At 28.6% G+C, this 18262-nt stretch carries 22 protein-coding genes; 13 read left to right on the plus strand and 9 right to left on the minus strand.

Annotated features, from left to right (window positions below; all coding sequences use genetic code 11):
- Position 1: 1 nt before the first annotated feature.
- From L2Z92_RS12740 to L2Z92_RS12750, 3 genes are all read right to left on the minus strand, one after another.
- Positions 2-565 carry a hypothetical protein gene (locus L2Z92_RS12740; RefSeq protein ID WP_236453868.1) on the minus strand — a complete coding sequence of 188 codons (564 nt, stop codon included), beginning with the start codon at positions 563-565 and terminating at the stop codon, positions 2-4.
- A 13-nt stretch (positions 566-578) separates the two neighbouring features.
- Positions 579-1283, minus strand: a complete 705-nt coding sequence (locus L2Z92_RS12745) for a hypothetical protein (protein ID WP_236453870.1) — start codon at positions 1281-1283, stop codon at positions 579-581.
- A 61-nt stretch (positions 1284-1344) separates the two neighbouring features.
- A complete protein-coding gene (locus L2Z92_RS12750) occupies positions 1345-1998 on the minus strand; it encodes a DUF2589 domain-containing protein (RefSeq protein WP_236453872.1) in 654 nt (217 codons plus the stop codon).
- Between the two features lie 283 nt (positions 1999-2281).
- On the opposite strand from L2Z92_RS12750, the gene L2Z92_RS12755 reads away from it, so the two are divergent.
- From L2Z92_RS12755 to L2Z92_RS12775, 5 genes are all read left to right on the plus strand, one after another.
- Positions 2282-2902, plus strand: a complete 621-nt coding sequence (locus L2Z92_RS12755; RefSeq protein WP_236453876.1) for a hypothetical protein — start codon at positions 2282-2284, stop codon at positions 2900-2902.
- Positions 2903-3096: 194 nt separating this feature from the next.
- Complete coding sequence (locus tag L2Z92_RS12760; RefSeq protein ID WP_236453879.1) at positions 3097-3831, plus strand: hypothetical protein; 735 nt, start codon at positions 3097-3099, stop codon at positions 3829-3831.
- A 3-nt stretch (positions 3832-3834) separates the two neighbouring features.
- Positions 3835-4482 carry a hypothetical protein gene (locus tag L2Z92_RS12765; RefSeq protein WP_236453882.1) on the plus strand — a complete coding sequence of 216 codons (648 nt, stop codon included), beginning with the start codon at positions 3835-3837 and terminating at the stop codon, positions 4480-4482.
- Positions 4461-5237, plus strand: a complete 777-nt coding sequence (locus tag L2Z92_RS12770; protein WP_236453884.1) for a sensor histidine kinase — start codon at positions 4461-4463, stop codon at positions 5235-5237. Before L2Z92_RS12765 ends, L2Z92_RS12770 begins: the two co-directional genes overlap by 22 nt.
- Position 5238: 1 nt before the next feature.
- Positions 5239-5883, plus strand: a complete 645-nt coding sequence (locus tag L2Z92_RS12775; RefSeq protein ID WP_236453887.1) for a response regulator transcription factor — start codon at positions 5239-5241, stop codon at positions 5881-5883.
- 234 nt (positions 5884-6117) lie between these two features.
- Here L2Z92_RS12775 and L2Z92_RS12780 read toward each other — a convergent pair whose 3' ends face one another.
- The 6 genes from L2Z92_RS12780 to L2Z92_RS12805 form a co-directional block, all read right to left on the minus strand.
- A complete protein-coding gene (locus L2Z92_RS12780; RefSeq protein ID WP_236453890.1) occupies positions 6118-7272 on the minus strand; it encodes an FtsX-like permease family protein in 1155 nt (384 codons plus the stop codon).
- Positions 7272-7922 (minus strand): ATP-binding cassette domain-containing protein, encoded by a 651-nt coding sequence (locus L2Z92_RS12785; protein WP_236453893.1) that lies wholly within the window; start codon positions 7920-7922, stop codon positions 7272-7274. Before L2Z92_RS12785 ends, L2Z92_RS12780 begins: the two co-directional genes overlap by 1 nt.
- Entirely contained in the window at positions 7915-9390 is a 1476-nt protein-coding gene (locus L2Z92_RS12790; RefSeq protein ID WP_236453896.1) for a DUF4836 family protein, read from the minus strand. Before L2Z92_RS12790 ends, L2Z92_RS12785 begins: the two co-directional genes overlap by 8 nt.
- Before the next feature lie 24 nt (positions 9391-9414).
- The gene (locus L2Z92_RS12795; RefSeq protein WP_236453900.1) at positions 9415-9642 is read right to left on the minus strand and encodes a hypothetical protein; all 228 of its coding nucleotides are present in this window, start codon (positions 9640-9642) and stop codon (positions 9415-9417) included.
- Between the two features lie 60 nt (positions 9643-9702).
- Positions 9703-11088, minus strand: a complete 1386-nt coding sequence (locus tag L2Z92_RS12800) for an MATE family efflux transporter (protein ID WP_236453903.1) — start codon at positions 11086-11088, stop codon at positions 9703-9705.
- 230 nt (positions 11089-11318) lie between these two features.
- Entirely contained in the window at positions 11319-12200 is an 882-nt protein-coding gene (locus tag L2Z92_RS12805) for a PPK2 family polyphosphate kinase (protein WP_236453906.1), read from the minus strand.
- Positions 12201-12261: 61 nt separating this feature from the next.
- Here L2Z92_RS12805 and L2Z92_RS12810 point away from each other — a divergent pair, with 61 nt between their 5' ends.
- The 8 genes from L2Z92_RS12810 (at position 12262) to L2Z92_RS12845 (ending at position 18246) form a co-directional block, all read left to right on the plus strand.
- Positions 12262-13077 carry a DUF6929 family protein gene (locus tag L2Z92_RS12810; RefSeq protein ID WP_236453909.1) on the plus strand — a complete coding sequence of 272 codons (816 nt, stop codon included), beginning with the start codon at positions 12262-12264 and terminating at the stop codon, positions 13075-13077.
- Entirely contained in the window at positions 13078-13665 is a 588-nt protein-coding gene (locus L2Z92_RS12815; protein WP_236453912.1) for an LURP-one-related/scramblase family protein, read from the plus strand.
- Positions 13666-13893: 228 nt separating this feature from the next.
- A complete protein-coding gene (locus tag L2Z92_RS12820) occupies positions 13894-14427 on the plus strand; it encodes an RNA polymerase sigma factor (RefSeq protein WP_236453914.1) in 534 nt (177 codons plus the stop codon).
- Between the two features lie 4 nt (positions 14428-14431).
- Complete coding sequence (locus L2Z92_RS12825) at positions 14432-15364, plus strand: hypothetical protein (protein ID WP_236453917.1); 933 nt, start codon at positions 14432-14434, stop codon at positions 15362-15364.
- Between the two features lie 104 nt (positions 15365-15468).
- Positions 15469-16656 (plus strand): TonB-dependent receptor plug domain-containing protein, encoded by a 1188-nt coding sequence (locus tag L2Z92_RS12830; RefSeq protein ID WP_236453919.1) that lies wholly within the window; start codon positions 15469-15471, stop codon positions 16654-16656.
- Complete coding sequence (locus tag L2Z92_RS12835; RefSeq protein ID WP_236453921.1) at positions 16646-17017, plus strand: FEKKY domain-containing protein; 372 nt, start codon at positions 16646-16648, stop codon at positions 17015-17017. Before L2Z92_RS12830 ends, L2Z92_RS12835 begins: the two co-directional genes overlap by 11 nt.
- Positions 17018-17072: 55 nt before the next feature.
- A complete protein-coding gene (locus L2Z92_RS12840) occupies positions 17073-17795 on the plus strand; it encodes a hypothetical protein (protein WP_236453924.1) in 723 nt (240 codons plus the stop codon).
- A complete protein-coding gene (locus L2Z92_RS12845) occupies positions 17782-18246 on the plus strand; it encodes a hypothetical protein (RefSeq protein ID WP_236453927.1) in 465 nt (154 codons plus the stop codon). Before L2Z92_RS12840 ends, L2Z92_RS12845 begins: the two co-directional genes overlap by 14 nt.
- The last annotated feature ends 16 nt before the right edge of the window (positions 18247-18262 follow it).

An 18262-nucleotide genomic window follows, 5' to 3' on the forward strand; every position in this document is an offset into this window, starting at 1 on the left:
TTTATTTAGTTGTTTGAAAATCCTCAATGTTAATTTCTTCAGCTATAAGCAATCGAATATCATTTATTGGTAAATTTGTTTTCAATTTAATTCCACCAGCTTTTAATTGGTCGTTAGTAAAAATGAATTGCCATATTGTATTTACTAATGATTCGAACGGCTGATTATCGTCATGAAAAATGACCTTCATTTCGCTAATAATCAATAGTAATTGTCTAATTAGTTCTCTCGATTCTTCTGTTTTTATTTCATAAGGCTTCAAAACATTTAAAGTAGTTTTTTGTAAATCATATAAAATTTCAGAAGCAACTTTTAAGGTCATTTTCTTTTTAGAGACTCCGTTATTTTCATTAAAACGTTCTGCAATTATCTTACTACGTAAACCAGCTATTTCAGCCGTCTCACTAATACTATAGGTAGACATTATATCTTCTATTGTTTTCATCCATAGGAACAGTTTAGAAAGAAATGAAGCCTCTTTTCTTTCTAAACTGTTTACCAATTCAGGAAACTCGATTAATTTAGCTTGAAGTATATTAATTAGATGTAATATTGATTTTTTCATGGTTTTGAATGATTTATTCTGGTAATAATTTAGTTACTATTTCACCTTTACTATTTTCCGCATGATTCCATTCCATTCCATCTTCCGAAATTTTCATTTTAATATATATTAAGCTTTCAGGAGCTAATTCTCTTAACTTATTGGCTTCTACAATTACATTTAAATTCTCCAAAGCGTTTGTTTCATTATTAATGATCACTTTGGAAATAATGTTTCTTTCTATATTTTGAGTAAGAAGTGTTGGTGTAACTTGAATTTTTACACTTTTCTTAATGAGATTATGTTCTTTTGCTATACTAAAACATATTTCTCCTAATGCATTACTATATTTTAGTGTTAATTCTTTATAATTTTGTGGCGTCATATTTTTGATTAAAGCACTGCATTTTTCATTTATTTCAGTTTGAAAAAGACTTGCTACATTTCCCGCTACTCTTGAAATCCCTAATGTTCCTATAACTACTTTATAAATTGCAGGAACTAATTCATTATTGTTAATTGGTTCTATGGTTGGCGTTCCTTCATTATCAATAACATTCATTCCTACAGGAATTGTCATTTCAATATCTTCAATACGCATTCTAGGTATCGAAAAATGTTTCAATAGATTATGATTAGCATATTGTTCTGCAATTTTTACAGTTTGTAAATCTGACAATACCCTAGCATTGGTTATACTTGACACAATGCTTCCTAAATATTCGTTTAAATTTGGCATGTTTACGTTTTTTAAATTAGATAGGTTGAATTAACAACCTATCTATAATTAATTAAATAGTTTATCCGTTTACACTTGCAATACTATCTTCAAGCATTGTTAATACTCTATCAAGTCCTGCTGGAATTTCATCATTTACCGCTTTTACATGAACACCCATATTGTATGTTTTTTCAACAGTAGATCCACTGTTTGATGTTCTTTTGTAAGATGCAGATGCTTTAAAATTCACTACTTTGTAATTAATTCCTAATTCAGCAGATGCCGCAAATTCATCTGAAACATTAGAAGTTTCTGTAGATGTTAATTTGGCATTGAAATCGATAATAACTTCTTCAATTCGAAGTGCTGGAAGTGTTAATGTCGTTAAAAAAGGTACTTTAATAATCACATTGTTTTCTAGAAATTTATTATTTATATCTAAAACAATTGTAGTTGCCTGCGCATCTGTAAAACCTTCATCTAATAAGGTTTGTTTGTCTTTTCCAAAATGTGGATTAGGTACAGATTTATTGTATTCAAAATCTACATATCTCAATTTTTTTGGTAAAGGAGCGTTTGGTGTTGATGCAGGATCGTCTTCAAAACCTACAGATTGAATGAAATTAACTTGTGCCATAGAGGCTGCGTTTTGTGCTTGAACAGCTGCTTGTAGTGGTCCGCCAATATAGACACTAAAGTCTAAACTGTTTAATTCTGCTACTAAATTTGCCATAATATTGTTTTTTTTATAGTTTACCTACTCTTTGTTACAGTTTTCGGTTTCCCTGTTTTGATGTTTACAAAATTGAGAAACAACTGATAATGAATTGATGAGCGTTTAACTTAAAGTAGAAGAGGGAAATAGGATGAAGTTTATTAGGTTTATCAACCTTATATGTTTTCTGAAAAAACTATTTTAATTATACAAGGGGAAAAATACCCTTTAAAAAAGAATGAAAATACCCTTACAGAGTAACATTCATTTTTGTTTATTTGATTAAACAATTTTAAATATTATGAAAAACATTGTAGTACTATTAGCAAGCTTGTTCTTGTTTTCATGTTCAAATTCAGAAAGTGTTGAAATAGAACAAAAAGCACTAAAAACAGCAAGACCTAACACCTTAAAACAAGGTTTAGTTAATGAAATGATTCAGAATTACCGAAACAACCAATTGGCAACAATCAACAAAACAAAAATTGGAAATGATGCACATTCAATTTGGTTTGAATTAGAAACTTTGAAAAAATTTATAGCGGATGTAGAAAATGAAGCTAAAAAAAATGGAAATACATCGAGTAATGATTTAGGTATACGTTTCTATTATGCAGCCTATCCAGAAAAAGAAAAATGGGAAAAAACAGGTTATGAAGAGCTATCTTTTTTGTTAAATAGTCCAATTACAGAACTTTACGAAAATAAACATACATTAATAATGATTCCAACTATTGATATTGAAGGAAAAAATGTAGATTTTAACCCAATAGATAAAAATACCTATAATGGTTTGCAAAATGTAGATAAGAATGGTGAATATACTATAATGTCTAAAACAGCTACAAATAGTGATATAGCAGCTCAGAATCATGGTAGTTTGATTCCTCCAGCTGATCCTGATGTTGTAGAAGGTTTTTAAAACTTTATGTACATAAATACAAACGCATTCTTAAAATAAAGGATGCGTTTTTTATTAGTAATAAGTTGATATAAAATTAATAGGGTTATTTAACCCTGTTCGAAAACGTTTTTCAACTTTTAATAAAAAAAGTAAAGAGTTGTTTCTTTGTAAAGAATAAAAAAAGTAATTTCATAAACTAAAAAACAAATAATATGATAACTGGACTTTTAATTGCCGTAGTAATTGCCTTTGGAGCTTATATCTATAAGTTTCCACCTAAAAAATCAACTTCTACACCAACAGCTAATCCTGATAAAATATGCATGGATTATAGTGCTAATCCTATGAATGATTTAGCTGTAGATTTAGTTCATACGATGGTAAAAGGATATCAAGAAAAACAATTAAGATGTATAAATACACATCCTAGCACACTAACTAATAATGATGCTCATTCAATTTGGTTTGATTTAGAGACTGTAAAGAGATTTGTTTATCACATTGAAAGAACGTCGAAAAAAACAGCAGCGCCATATGGAAAAATAATTGATAGTAAAGATTTAGGCATACGAATTTATTACGCTACCTATCCTGAAGCAAAAACTTGGGAGAGTCAGTTTAAAGATTTAGTTCTTTTTCTGAAAGATCCATTGCAAAAACAGTATGGGAATTTGCATACATTAGTAATGATTCCTACTATAAAAGTTGAAAACAGAATGGTTGATTTTAACCCTTTAGATTATACAACTTATGCACATGGGCTTTTTGATATGCCAGGATATGTTGTTACAAATACTATTTCTACAACACAGCGAACTGCTGCATTAACTGGAAAGTCTGCAGATAATGATCCAAATAATCCTAGTAATTTAATTGGTGCACAAAATCATGGAAACTTGATACCGCCAGCTACTTCAAATGGAGATGAGGGTTTTTTTATTCCATAATAAATGTTAAAAAATTATCCACTTATAGTTAATTTGCAATTATGGTTAGAATTAATTACTGCTATAATTGCAATTATCTACTATCCAAAAAACAGGGATTGCTTTTGGAAATTATTTGTCTTTTACGTTGTTATAATCGCTGTTTTTGACAATTTTAGTAATCAAATTTCAAATTTATTACATTTAAAAAAGGCAATATTATATGCATTTTGTATTATTCCATTACAGTATTTGTTCTTTTTCTGGCTCTATTCAATTAAGTCTTTGAAAAATAAAAAACTATTTTTCATTTTTACTACCTTATATTTATTGTCATTTATTCCAATTGAACTCTATTTTAAGTCATTTGATATAGTATACTCATTTAATATGACAGTTGGGACACTTTTACTTATGATATTAGTTTTTTTAGAATTTCGGAAACAAATTCAAAATGATGACATATTACAGTTTTGGAAAAATAAAATGTTCTATATAAATATTGGGATAATGCTTTTCTATGTAGGTACTTTGCCTTTCTTTGGATTATATAATTTAATTGTAAAAGAACCTTCTATTTGGAATGCTTATTATCTTTATTTTTTAATTTCTAATTGTTTAATGTATTTACTTTTTACTGCTTCGTTTATATGGGGAAAACCGAAATTATAGTTACTATTATTCTTTTTAACTTATTTTTTATTTTATTCATTGTTGGTATCATCGCTTTTATCAAACAATATAAAGTAAAAAAGAACGAACATGAAGTGAATCTATTAAATAAGGAGAGGGAACATCAAAGAGAATTGTTAGCTACGCAATTAGAGATTCAAACCCAAACAATGCAATATATTGGTAGAGAAATTCACGATAATATTGGTCAGAAGTTAACTTTAGCGAGTTTATATACGCAACAATTAGCCTATGAAAACAAAGCTCCTCAAGTGAATGAAAGTATTGAAAATATTAGTACAATTATTAATGATTCGCTATCTGAATTAAGGCAACTGTCTAAGTCTTTAACAGATGATAGTATTGAAAAAAGTACCATTCGAGAGTTATTAGAGAAAGAATGTCAGAAAGTACACGAATTAAGAAAATGTAATGTTCTTTTTGTATGTAACACTACAATAAATAGTGCTTCCTATCAGACAAAAAGTATTGTATTACGAATTACACAAGAGTTTATACAAAATAGTATTAAGCACGCTAAATGCGATACTATTACGGTTACATTGGAAAGAAATGAGAGCAAATATGTATTGGTTTTATTAGATGATGGTAAAGGATTTAATATACATGAAACAAAATCAAATGGTATTGGCTTACTTAATATGAAAAAAAGAGCAGAAATGATTGGTGGAAAATACTACTTGGAAAGTAACCCAACAATAGGAACAAAATTAACGATAGAAATACCTTTATAAAATGAAAAACTCAATTGTGATTGTAGACGATCATGTTTTAATAGCCAATGCACTAAGTAGTATTATATCTAATTTTGAACAATTTGAAGTTTTGTATGTATGTGAAAATGGTTTAGAATTGCAAAATAAATTCAAACAAGATGAAGCGATACCAGGTATTGTTTTACTTGATATTAGTATGCCTGTAATGGATGGATTTGAAACTGCAAAATGGCTAAAAAGTGATTATCCGAATGTGTTGGTTATGGCTTTAAGTATGCAAGATGACGAGCAAAGTTTAATCAAAATGATAAAAAACGGAGCAAAGGGTTATATGTTGAAGAATGTGCATCCGAAAGAACTAGAAAATGCCTTGCTTAAAATTCTAAAGAATGGACAGTTTTTTCCAGAATGGGCAACAAGTAAAGTACTTTCTACATTGAATGATGATTATACTGGGTTTTCCAATGGAATTAAAATTTCTGACAGAGAAAAAGAGTTTTTAAAATATACGGTTACCGAAATGAACTATAAAGAAATTAGTGAGAAAATGTTTTGTAGTCCAAGAACGGTAGAAAATTACAGAGATAGTTTGTTTGAAAAACTGGAATTAAAAACAAGAGTAGGACTTGCAGTTTATGCTATTAAAAACGGATATGATGTATAAAAAATGAAGTAATAATACCATTTATCACTTGAATTTACTGTAACAAAACGCCCTTTTTTCCTCGATATTTCAATATAAAATAAAAACGTAACGATGCTATGCTTTGATTTTCTATTTTATATCAAGAAAAAAATCATCATTTTCTTTCACAGTAAATTCAAATCATAACTGGTATAATATAAAAAAACACCGTTTGGAATATTTTTCTAAACGGTGTTTTGTTTTATGATAGTTTTAAAATTTCCATGATTTTATTAACCATTTGTATATTAATTCGTTTACTATAAAATAAATTATGATTGGAATAATAAGCATTAATGTAAATAAAAGCGGTGTTAAAAAAGGTGATAATAGTCCGTTTGCAATGTCTGATTGGCTCAAATAATATTGTCCAATTGACAAGAATAATAGAGAAATTGAAATTAAAATTGCTACTATAATTCCGAACTTAATACTTACTTTTTTAACCATTTCTCTTGGAGAATAACCTAAGCAATATTTGATAGATATTGCTTCTTGTTGCTCTAAAAATTGCATTTTTATATAATTGATTATCATGAAAACGCAAAGTAAGAAAATAAACAAACCAATAATTCCAATAACGCGTAGGACTAAGAAAAGTTTTCCTTTAATCTTTGCAGAACGTAATGATTCCTGATTAGATTCATATCCTTTTTTGCTCATTTTTGCAATTAAATCCTGATCTGTAGCGTCGTTTACATTCACTAAAACTCTTGTAAATATAGTATCTTTGCTTTTTGATAAGCCTTGACTAGCATTTATTGAGTCTAAAAATTTTTTGGGCACTAAAACCGAATGAATTCTATCTGACAAACCAACTAATCGTCCTCTATATTTTAGATTCTTGTCCTTTAGCGTGATATTGATGTTAACTTCAATTCTTTTGGCAAAGTCTTCTGTAATTTGTGGTAAACCCTGATTTAAAGCAAATCCATAGTTGTATAAATTGAGATATTCTCTAGAGATAATAATAGGAATTGTATTGTCTTCTACTTTAAAATCGGAAAGGTCTTTAATATCAATTGCTTCGTCATCAACAGCTTCAAGATACATGTCGGTATAAAATGGAATAAAATCACCACCATCAGCAGAAACTCTAAAATCATTTGAAACAATTGGATGAATAGCTTTAACTTCTTTCCAGGTTTTGAGCTCTTTAATGTCTTTTGAGTTGAAACCAATAAGTTCTTTTCGTCCAATATTATCTGGAGTAATCGTTTTCGAAATAGTAATCCAATAATTGGAATCGCTACTTTTTGATCCTAGTAATGAATTTGCATTAACATAGAGTTGTAGACAACTTAATACTAAAATGAAAGAAAGGAATAACCCTACATACAAAAACAATGATTTAAATAGTTGTTTCATTATAGGTTAAGTATTTTTAATTCGTGTTCGAAGGCAAAATCATTCAATTCAAAAAATAATAAAGCACTCTTGTTTTCTTGTGCTACTTTTTGAATTAATTGGAAAGCAATTTCTTTATTTTCTTGATCTAAATGACTGAAACACTCATCATAAATTAGAAAATCTGTTGGATTAATTAAACTTCTAAGAATCGCAGCTCTTTGTCTTTCTCCATAAGAACAGTTTTTTGCTTTTTTATCTAATAATTTAGTAATTCCTAATGTTTCAGCATAACTGTTTATATTCTCTTCAATTTGATTATTCAATTTTGAAAATGTGCGTAACAATATGTTTTTCCTAATAGTCAAATCATTAATAAGACGAACATCTTGAAAAAGTAATTGAATATTTGACTTTCGATAATTTACAATTTGTTCTATAGAAAGTGATGCTACTTTTGTAGTGTCATAATAAATTGCGCCTTCATATTGAAAATGATTTCCTAAAATAGAAGTTGCTAAAGTCGATTTTCCACTTCCTGAAGGGGCAATTATTAAATAACAATTGCCCTTTTCAAAAACTGTTTTTTTATTCCAAATTGTATTTGGATTGTCTACTGTTTTTGGAATAAAATATTGTGGTAAAACTTTATCTAAAGTGATACTATTCATATCCCATTAAATAATGTATTATGTTGTCGGAATCTTTATCGATAGTAATTGTAAATTCTGTAGCGAAATTACCATTATCCATCTTTGAAGTAGAAATTATGTTTTCTACTTTAAATTTCATTTCACTCTTATCTAAGTCCTTATTAAATTCTTCACCGCTTGTCCAAGAATAAGAATTCACATTAGATACTTTTTCTAAATTATCATTATCTGCCTTTTCATTACTTTTTAATAGTTTTAGATTTTCTTCTTCAGTAGAAAATACAAGGAGATTATCATTCGTAAAAATATGACCACCATTTGATGCAGAAAGCTCTTTTTTGATAATATCAATTACTTTGTTCGATTTTTTACCATTGATACCTAAAACAAAAACAGAGTTTTGTTGACTTTTCATTAAAGAATATAAATTTTGATTCGTTGCATTTTTATCTTCAGTTGCTTTATTATTAATAAAAGCATAATCACCTGTAAAGGTTGATGCAAGTTCATCAAAAGTTAAATCTTTAAACTCTAAATAATTGTTTACAGTAGATTCAAAACCAGCTTCTTTTACAAAATGTTTAATAAAATCAAGACTAAAATAGCCTAATGCATAAGTAGTTGCATTGTCTACACTTACGTTTTCTAAAATGTCATAGTTTATTTTCTTTCCGTCGTAGTGTTTTTCAACTAGTTTGCGTAAATCTTCATTCAAATAGGTATTTGTGTTTAGAACTACTTTCCCTTTTTCAAAATTTAAGTTCATAGAAAGACCAGCATCAATAAGTAATCTATTTATAGCTAAAGTTTCAATGTAGCCATTTGTAGCAGAAGAAATAGCCCCTTCAATATTTAACCAAGTAGAAACATCTGCACTATGTACTAATGATTTGTTTATCTGATCAATTTTAATAGTGTTTTCAATTGCTTTTCTATTCCAAAAATCAGTATAGAATTGAGTGTCAATTTCTTTCTTTTTTTCAACTGAAAAACTATTCATTAATGACTTATGATTTGAAAATTGAGAAAGGACAATCATGTCTCCTTTTATTGCACCAATAACATTATTGTCTGCATAGACTAGATTTTTCTTTGTGTTAATAACAATTTTAGAATCGGTTATTTTAGAAAAATTTTCTTGAAATTTTTTTTCGTTATCTAACCAAAAAATGGCAGAAATAACGTAATCTCTTTTCACTTCGTCAATCATTATATACAATGATTTTCCTATATTAATACCATTATCTTTTGCGTTGATTAATAGTTTAATTTGTTCTTTCTCTTTTTTAGAAAATTTGTCTAAGTTATTTTCTTTTTCTAACTCATCTTTTGGTAGTTTATCGTTTAAACTTTCTAGGTTTAATTTTGTAAGCGATAAAGTGCTGTCAGATGTTATTTTTAAGATCTCTTGGTTATTATTGTTATTACAAGAAATAGTAATGATCATTAGTAGTAGAACCACTAAAGCAGAATAGATTTTTTTCATTTTTATAGTTGCTAGATTTTTGTTTTACTCTTCGTAACGTTCCATTTCTCTGTCATAGAATTCGCCTGCAAGCGTAATTAAATGCTCCATTTCAGATTCTAATTCTTTCTCGTCTTCTTCTTCAATGTCTTCTAAAAATTCAACTTCATCATCTTTTAAATTGATGATAAATTGAGGGAACTCTAAATGAATGATAAAAATATCATCTGGAAAGTCAGAATTGTCAGCAATAACAAATTTAGGTAAAGTCATTTTTTCTTTTTTTAATTTATTTATTTTGAACGATGTAAAAATAATATTTTTTTGAATGGTTTATTGGTTATTATCTGCAATTAACTTTTTTGTTAAATAGTTAAAACGGAAAAACAATAAAATTGCAGCGGCAGACAAACCAGCTAATAATCCTATCCAGATTCCTGCTGCAGCATAGGATGTATATAGTCCTAGATAAATAGAAATTGGGAAACCAATTACCCAATAAGAAACAAATGTCATATACATTGGAATTTTAACATCTTGCAAACCGCGCAATGCCCCTAAAACAACGACTTGAATACCATCGGAAATTTGAAAGACCGCAGCCACTAATAATAATTGTGCGGCAATTTTAACCACTTCAATATTTTCTAAAATTGGATTTCCTAAGTCATCAACAGTTTTAATAAATTGTAATGGAAAATATTCATGGAAAACCACAAAAATTAAGGCAAAAATTATTTCTAAAATGATAGCCAATAAGAAAATTGAAAAGGCAACCAAACGTAATTTTTTGAAATCTTCTAATCCTTTTTGATTTCCAACACGAATCATAGCCGCAACACTTAATCCCATGGCAAACATGAAGGTAAAAGAAGCTAAACTTAAAGCAATTTGATTAGCTGCTTGACTCGTTGTCCCTAATCGTCCTGATAGCCAAATAGCACCAGTAAACAAGGCAACTTCAAAAAACATTTGCATGGCAGAAGGAGTTCCTAGTTTGATAATTTTTATATTGACTTCGCGTTTTATCTCTTTTAGCGAAAAGTCTTTGAAATAAGGATGGAATTTCTTTTTTAAATTCATCATATAGTGCATATAGCCTAACATTACAAAACGTGAAACTATGGTTCCAATGGCTGCACCAACAATACCCAACTCTGGAAATATCCAAATACCATAAATCAGTAAGTAATTTAATAATACATTCACTAAGTTTCCTAAAATAGTTGCCCACATAGAATATTTAGTTTCACTCATTCCGTCTGCAAACTGTTTATAGGCTTGAAAAATGATTAAAGGAATTAATGAAAAAGCAACAATATCTAAATAGGGTTTTGCTAATTCTACTACATTTTCAGGTTGTCCCATAAAAGTTATTAATGGTTTAGAAAAATAAATAATCCCAAACAAAATAACTCCTAGAATACTACATAAATATAGTCCATGATGAAAGGCACTTCTTCCTTTAGCAATATCACTTTTTCCATCTGCTTCTGCAACTAAAGGTGTAATTGCTGTTGAAAAACCAATACCTAAAGACATGGCAATGAAGACAAAACTATTTCCTAGAGAAACAGCTGCTAATTCGGTTGAACCAAGTCTTCCTACCATAATGTTGTCAACAATACCTACGATGGTATGACCTAACATACCCAAAATGATTGGATAGGCTAGTTTTAAGTTATATGAAAACTCTTTAAAATAGACAGATAAAGTCATTGCAGTAAATTTGGGTGCAAAGGTAAGATTTACAATTTACAAATTGGAGGTTAGAAAATACAAAAAATAGTTAATTTAATGTAAGGAATTGCCCTGATGGTAACGACATCCTTTTATTGCGAAGAATAAAGTTGTGTAAACTAGATTGATTTGTTCTTCGCGATAAAAGATAAAGTGGACAGCAGGAAAATAGATAGCAAAAAAAACAGAACCATTCGCTACTAATTAAATTATTCTTCAGACGCTAATTTGTCGTGATACATTTTGATGTTGTCCTTCACTTCTTGTTCTAATTCAGGTTCTTTAATATCTGTATGTTTCTGTAATTCTTCTAAGATAGTTTTTGCAACGAGATAGCGACACGTTTCTTTGTTATCAGCAGGAACAATATACCAAGGAGCGTGTTCTTTAGATGTTTTGTTAATAGCTTCTTCATAGCATTTTTGATAGTCATCCCACAATTCACGCTCTTTCAAGTCGCCTGGAGAAAATTTCCAATTGTGTTTTTCAGTTTCTAATCTTCGCAATAAACGTTGTCTTTGTTCTTCTTTGCTTAAGTGCAAATAGAATTTTAATACAATTATCCCATTTGAAGTAATGTGCTTTTCAAAGGCATTGATACTTTCAAATCGATTTTCCCAAAATGCTGGAGTTATATCTTCTACCGAATTGATACTTGGAATGTTTTCATTCAGAATATAATTTGGATGAACACGTGTAACCAATACGTTTTCGTAGTGTGTTCTATTAAAAACAGAAAATTTCCCTTTTTCGGGTAACGCTAAATAGTGTCTCCAAAGATAATCATGTTCCAATTCGGTTGAATTTGGAGTTTTAAAACTATGCACTACAACACCACGAGCATTGAACTCTTTAAATACTTCTCTAATTAAACTGTCCTTTCCAGCGGTATCCATTCCTTGTAGGCAAATTAATACACCATATTTATTATGTGCATACATTTTGTCTTGCAATTTGCTTAGTTTTTCTCTCGTTTTTTGAAGCACTTTTTCCTTCTTTTTTTCAGAAGTAGAAACATCAATAAGCGTTGGGATATTTTTTAATTGAATTGATTTTGTAACTTTAAGAGTGGAAGTATCTATATTTTTCATTTTTTAAATTTTATTCATAAAGATAAATGTATTTTTATAACCAAAAAAATTATCAAGCAAAATGGAAAAATTACAACTTCAATTGTTCCTTAATATTATTGGTATTGGTTCTGCATCGGGTTTATTATTTAAAGAGAATTCTCTTTTTTTAATTTCAGATAATAGTACCTATTTGTATGAATATCAAATTGAAAAAGCAAGTTTAGAAAAACATGCTTTGGTTGAAAACCCTGCTGAAAATATCCTAAAAAAAGACAAACTTGACTTTGAATCGATAGCTTTAAAAGGCAATAACGTAATTATTTTGGGTTCTGGTTCTACAAAAAAGAGAAATCAAAGAATTAGTTATGATTTGAAAACAAAGAAGATTGAAAATAAAGATTTCAGTGTAGTCTATGAAAGGTTTAAGAAAGAAGCTTCTCTTTCTGATGATGAGTTGAATATTGAAGGCTTGATTATTACAGCTGATAAAAGTTATTTTTTCCAAAGAGGAAATGCAGGAAATAGTGCTAATGGCATTTTTATATTGAACGCAGACGATTCTTTGGTGTTTAAGAAAATAATATTACCAAAGATTAATGATGTTGAAGCTACTTTTACCGATGCTATTCTTGTTGATACAACCATTTATTTTTTAGCAGCTGTTGAAAATACTGCTTCAACCTATCTTGATGGTGAAATTTTAGGTTCTTTCTTGGGACGAATTAAAGTTGAAAATTTTGAACTAGAAAATACGATCTTAATTTCTAAAATAAATAAATTTGAAGGGATTACGTTATTCAAAGAATCCGATAAAGAAATCGAATTTCTACTTTGCGAAGATAATGACACAGAAGAATTAAAGTCTGAAATATATAAATTAACAATCAATCAATAAATGAATTCTATTTTATCTAGAAACGTTTTCTTAGTGAAAGAAAAAGTAGGCATGTTTAAAGCAGCTAATAGTTATGATATTTTTAATCCAGAAAACGGCTCATTAATGATGTCTTGCACAGAACCTAATTTAGGATTTTTTACCAAACTTTTCCGTTTTACAGATTATAAACGAATGACTCCTTTCCATGTTGTCGTTAGCGATACGCAAGGAAAACCAATTGTAAGTGTAAAAAGGGGAGTTGCTCTTTTTAAATCGGATGTTGAAGTTTTTGATACAAACGAACGTTTAATTGGCGTTTTTAAACAAAAAGTTTTCTCTTTTGGTGGAAAATTTGAAATTCACGATGCAAACGACCGTCATTTATGTACTTTACAAGGTAAATGGACAGGTTGGGATTTTAAATTCCTACAGCATAATAAAGAAATCGCAACCGTTTCTAAGAAATGGGCTGGAATTGGTAAAGAGTTTTTTACTAGCGCAGATAATTATGTTTTAAATATAGATAATTCGGTTGGAGCAGAAGATCCAATACGACAATTAATCCTAGCAGCAATCATGTGTATTGATATGGTTTTTAAAGAATAATAATAGAATAATAAAAATAGAAAGGCATAAGTGATCAAAAACGTATGCCTTTTTTTATTTTTAACCTAGATTATACATTGAAGACGTAAAGCTGCGTACTGAAGCAAATATAAAATAGTTTTTCGTAATAGAATTTTAATGCATAATTTGGGTTTAAAGAAATATTTTTAATGCATTCCCAACCTTTTTCTAAATTTTATACTCTATATAAGTAGCAAACCAATTGTGATGGATGAAAAAATAATAAAAGCCTGTAAGAAACAAAACCGTGATGGGCAACGGCAGCTATATGAATATATGGCTCCTAAGCTTTATAGTTTATGCAAGCGCTACCTGAAAAAAGAGGAAGAAATAGAAGAAGTTTTAGCAGATGGATTTTTTATCATCTTCACAAAGCTGAATCAGTTAAAGGAGAATTATGCTTTTGAGGCTTGGGCTCGAAAAATTGTGGTAAACCAATGCTTACTACAGTTAAAGAAAAACATAAACTTCAATTTGTATTTAGAAGATGTAAGTTATAAATCACAACCTTTAGCTGATGATGTTACCGATTTGGAAGAAGCTGATTTACTGAATCTACTTAATTACATTCCAGAAGGTTGTAGTACCATTTTCAATTTGTTTGTTATTGAAGGGTTTTCGCATAAAGAAATTGCGGCTCAATTAGGTATTTCCGAAGGCACTTCAAAATCACAATTAAATGCTTCAAAAACAAAGTTAAAAGAGCTAGTGAATACATATTACTATCAAAAAGCGAGATAAGGCAATGGAAATCGAAAATAAATTACAAAAAAAAATACAACAAGCTGCTAAAAATGCAGAATCGAATGCTTTTCCAGGTATGGAAAAAGTATGGTCGAGAGTTGAAGATAAGTTAGATACCAATGTTTTAAAGCAAGAGAAAAACAGTTGGAAAAAAATTAGTGTTGCTGCTTCCGTAATTATTATGGCAACTATTATATATCATTTTTACACGAATACTACTCCTGTTCAAACAGAAGAAAACAGCATTGTAGTTTCTGATACTATTAAAAAGAAAATGATACTTGTAGCACCTTTAGTAGAACTAAAGAAAGACACAACTCTTTCGCTTAAAAAAAACGAGAACGTATTACTGAATAATCAACCTGAGATTGTTTTCGAAGCGAGCTCAATGGCTCTTAATGATGAAATGCAATTAGAAGAACTTGATGAGATGATATTGCCAAGAGAGGAAAGTGCATTAGGATTTTTGTCAAAAGCAGATTCTGTTTTAATTAAACCTGTAACTATTGCTCCTATGAACAATTCAATTCAATCGATTATAACATTAAAAACTGAAATACCTCGAAACAGTTTCTTGCCTAATAAAAGTGATGCAATGCAAAATCAAAAGAGCAATGTGAAACCAAATCCTTTAGTGGTTATTGATGGAGAAGTAGAAAGTATGAGTAAAATAGAAACCATGATAGATAATGAAGAAATAGACACTATGATTGTTTTGAAAAAACCATTGTATATTATAAATGGAGTAGAATATTCTGAAGAGTCTTTGTTTGGAAAAAATCCAACAAGTCCTTATTATCCTTTAGATAAACAAAAAATTACTGCAACAACGATTTATCAAAAAGAAGAAGCACAACAACGATATGGTGAAAAAGGAAAAGATGGCGTAGTTATTATTAGTACGAAAAATGGAAAACCACTAAAAAAGAAATAATTTAAAAAATATGAAATCGCCACTAACAACAAGTTTGTTGCAAACATACACCAATAAAGATGGCGATACCATATGACCTATAAAAAACAAATAAATATCTACATATGAAAAGTAAATTAATCCTATTATTTGTTGTTTTTTCAATCTCTGTTGTGTTTGCTCAAGATTCAATACCTAAGCAAAAAGGATGGAGAATAAATAGAAAACCAACAGTAAATGTTGCTAATGAAATTTTATACGTTGTCAATTCTAATTATGTATCAGAAGATATTTTAAAGAACATAAACCCTAATAATATTGAAAGAGTAGATGTGTTAAAAAGTCAAGCTGCAACAGCAATTTATGGTGAAAAAGCTCAAAATGGAGCTCTAGTTATCACAACTAAAAACATTTCTAAAAAAGAATTAGAAAAAATGTATAAACTATATGCCTATGAATATAGTGAAAACAAAGGAAAAGAATTTCTTCTGACAGGATTGATATTAGATTGTGAAGAGAATCCTCTTTTTGGAGCTACCATTAAAAACTTGAATACTAAAGAGCAGTTTTTTACCGATTTTGAAGGTGTATTTAAAATTAAAGTTAGAAAAAATGATGTTTTGCAATTTGAAAAACCTAATTATGTATCACAAAAAATAATAATCGAAAAACAAAAAGCGATTACTATTTCTTTAAAAGCTATTCTTCTTTCAAATGACAAACCAATTCTTCTTAAAAAACCAGTAATTTACCTCTATCCAACACAAGAAACAGAGATTACACTGCAATTCGAATTTAAAGGGGAACTACTAACTACTTTTCCTAAATATGAAGGGAATTGGAAAGTAATTGCTGCTCCAAACGGACAACTTTTTGACACCAAAACCAAACGTAATTATAGTTCTTTGTTTTGGGATGGAGCAATTGATTTGCCAAACGAACATTATCAATATACAGATGGTTTTGTTGTTGAAAAAGAAAACTTAACCGATTTTTTTATTGAAAAATTGGAACATATTGGATTAAATAATCAAGAGACTAATGAATTTATACAGTTTTGGCTGCCTATTTTAGAACGAAATGAGTTCAACTTCATTCATTTTTTAAAAAATGATGCTTGTAATGAAATTTCTGTGAATAAGGTAAAACCAAAACCAGAAACAGTAATTAGAGTATATATGGAATTTTACGGTTTAGATCACTTTGAAACCATTAAAGAACAACAATTACCAAAAACAAATCGTAAAGGTTTTACGCTAGTAGAATGGGGTGGAGCAGATGTAACTAATAAAATACAAAAAGATGAATTATAAAATTTTGACAGTATTGTTATTCTTTTGTATTCAAACACTAGCACAAGAAAAACAATCAAGCGCAACAACTACAAAAATTAAAGTAAAAGGTCAGGAAACTAAAATTGAAGTAAATTCAAAAACGCAAACTATTTACATCATTGGAGGAATTGCGTCAACCATTACCAAAGAAGATCTCGATTTTGCTAAAAAATACAACATTCAATATTATGATTTTGGTTGTTTACCTCCAGTGAATTTTCAAGAATACGAAGCTAAAAATACAATAGTCTTTGAAATATTGAATAAAGAATATGGTATACAATGGCAAAAAGAAATGAAAAGTTCCGCTTTAGGTTTTGATAAATGGATGAAGAAATAGTATTTAGTAAATGATTATGTCATAATTATTGTCGTTATTTTCTTAAAATAAAACTATGAAAAAAGTAGTATTACTGTTGCTAATTTCGTTAATCTCTTGTAAAAAGAAAGAGAGAGTTACTTCAAATCAAATTTTATCTGAAACGAAGAAAGAAAAATCAGTAGCCGAAATTTTATCAGAATTAAGTACAAAAGATACTATTAATCATTTAGATTTATCAAATAAGAAATTAAATACTTTACCAGATTTGTCAATTTATAAAATTGAAAGCATGAATTTGTCTTTTAATAATTTAGATACAATTCCGTTAAGCAAATTGCCTTTAAGTTTGAAGAAGTTAAAGTGTACTAACAATAACTTAAAGAAGTTTATTTGCACGAATTATAAAATGAGTCCTATTAAAGTTCTGATTCCTTATCATAATTCAGACCTAAATTTAGAAGAGATTGACTTGTCCTTTAATCAACTAAATGCAGTTACAATAAAGACTATTGCAGATAAAGCGAATAGCAAAAACATAAAATTACGAAGAGTAATTTTATCTAATAATACTATTGAATATTTAGGATTAAATGATAATTTAGAATATTTAGATGTTTCAAATAACCCAAATTTACCAAGCGAAGTTAATTTTACAATCAAAACTATTGACACATTGTTACAAAAAAACAATACAAATAAATTGAAAACAAAAGTAATTCCTAAACCTGGTCCAATTATTTGTTCACTTGAAACCATATATTCAACATTCCCAATAGTAAAACATGAAGAAAAATAAATTTTTATTCCTATTAATCATAACTCTATCAAGTTGTAAGTCAATTCCTGATTTTGATTATAGTAAATTAACAAAAACAGACACAATTTACAAGCTAGATTTATCGAATAGATCTTTAAGAAAACAACCCAATTTATCTGAGTTTACAATTATAGATTTAAACTTATCGAACAATAAAATTTCAGATTTTAAGGAATCTTTTTTACCTAAAGGAATTCAAAAATTAAATCTTTCCAATAATAAAATAAAGAAATTTAATTGTCGAAAAAGAATAATCCAAAATATTAACTTATCCAGCAATAAGCTTACGACAGTTCAGATGTCTTTATATGAAGAGATTAAAGCGGATACACTGAATGTAGCGAATAATAAAAATTTAGAAACTCAATATTGGGCTTTTCCAAAATTTTATAAAACTTTAATTAATTATACAGTTACTACAAAAAACTAAAAGCTCCATTTGGAGC

Origin of the sequence: Flavobacterium jumunjinense (assembly GCF_021650975.2) — a bacterium.
GTDB lineage: Bacteria > Bacteroidota > Bacteroidia > Flavobacteriales > Flavobacteriaceae > Flavobacterium > Flavobacterium jumunjinense.

Bases quoted from the DNA above. Each gene is read 5' to 3' on its own strand.
- L2Z92_RS12750 (WP_236453872.1), bottom strand. From the start codon at position 1,998: ATGGCAAATTTAGTAGCAGAATTAAACAGTTTAGACTTTAGTGTCTAT.
- L2Z92_RS12740 (WP_236453868.1), bottom strand. From the start codon at position 565: ATGAAAAAATCAATATTACATCTAATTAATATACTTCAAGCTAAATTA.
- L2Z92_RS12785 (WP_236453893.1), bottom strand. From the start codon at position 7,922: ATGAATAGTATCACTTTAGATAAAGTTTTACCACAATATTTTATTCCA.
- L2Z92_RS12795 (WP_236453900.1), bottom strand. From the start codon at position 9,642: ATGACTTTACCTAAATTTGTTATTGCTGACAATTCTGACTTTCCAGAT.
- L2Z92_RS12755 (WP_236453876.1), top strand. From the start codon at position 2,282: ATGAAAAACATTGTAGTACTATTAGCAAGCTTGTTCTTGTTTTCATGT.
- L2Z92_RS12780 (WP_236453890.1), bottom strand. From the start codon at position 7,272: ATGAAACAACTATTTAAATCATTGTTTTTGTATGTAGGGTTATTCCTT.
- L2Z92_RS12760 (WP_236453879.1), top strand. From the start codon at position 3,097: ATGATAACTGGACTTTTAATTGCCGTAGTAATTGCCTTTGGAGCTTAT.
- L2Z92_RS12825 (WP_236453917.1), top strand. From the start codon at position 14,432: ATGGAAATCGAAAATAAATTACAAAAAAAAATACAACAAGCTGCTAAA.
- L2Z92_RS12775 (WP_236453887.1), top strand. From the start codon at position 5,239: ATGAAAAACTCAATTGTGATTGTAGACGATCATGTTTTAATAGCCAAT.
- L2Z92_RS12845 (WP_236453927.1), top strand. From the start codon at position 17,782: ATGAAGAAAAATAAATTTTTATTCCTATTAATCATAACTCTATCAAGT.
- L2Z92_RS12820 (WP_236453914.1), top strand. From the start codon at position 13,894: ATGGATGAAAAAATAATAAAAGCCTGTAAGAAACAAAACCGTGATGGG.
- L2Z92_RS12815 (WP_236453912.1), top strand. From the start codon at position 13,078: ATGAATTCTATTTTATCTAGAAACGTTTTCTTAGTGAAAGAAAAAGTA.
- L2Z92_RS12745 (WP_236453870.1), bottom strand. From the start codon at position 1,283: ATGCCAAATTTAAACGAATATTTAGGAAGCATTGTGTCAAGTATAACC.
- L2Z92_RS12800 (WP_236453903.1), bottom strand. From the start codon at position 11,088: ATGACTTTATCTGTCTATTTTAAAGAGTTTTCATATAACTTAAAACTA.
- L2Z92_RS12805 (WP_236453906.1), bottom strand. From the start codon at position 12,200: ATGAAAAATATAGATACTTCCACTCTTAAAGTTACAAAATCAATTCAA.
- L2Z92_RS12830 (WP_236453919.1), top strand. From the start codon at position 15,469: ATGAAAAGTAAATTAATCCTATTATTTGTTGTTTTTTCAATCTCTGTT.
- L2Z92_RS12770 (WP_236453884.1), top strand. From the start codon at position 4,461: ATGGGGAAAACCGAAATTATAGTTACTATTATTCTTTTTAACTTATTT.
- L2Z92_RS12840 (WP_236453924.1), top strand. From the start codon at position 17,073: ATGAAAAAAGTAGTATTACTGTTGCTAATTTCGTTAATCTCTTGTAAA.
- L2Z92_RS12835 (WP_236453921.1), top strand. From the start codon at position 16,646: ATGAATTATAAAATTTTGACAGTATTGTTATTCTTTTGTATTCAAACA.
- L2Z92_RS12790 (WP_236453896.1), bottom strand. From the start codon at position 9,390: ATGAAAAAAATCTATTCTGCTTTAGTGGTTCTACTACTAATGATCATT.
- L2Z92_RS12765 (WP_236453882.1), top strand. From the start codon at position 3,835: ATGTTAAAAAATTATCCACTTATAGTTAATTTGCAATTATGGTTAGAA.
- L2Z92_RS12810 (WP_236453909.1), top strand. From the start codon at position 12,262: ATGGAAAAATTACAACTTCAATTGTTCCTTAATATTATTGGTATTGGT.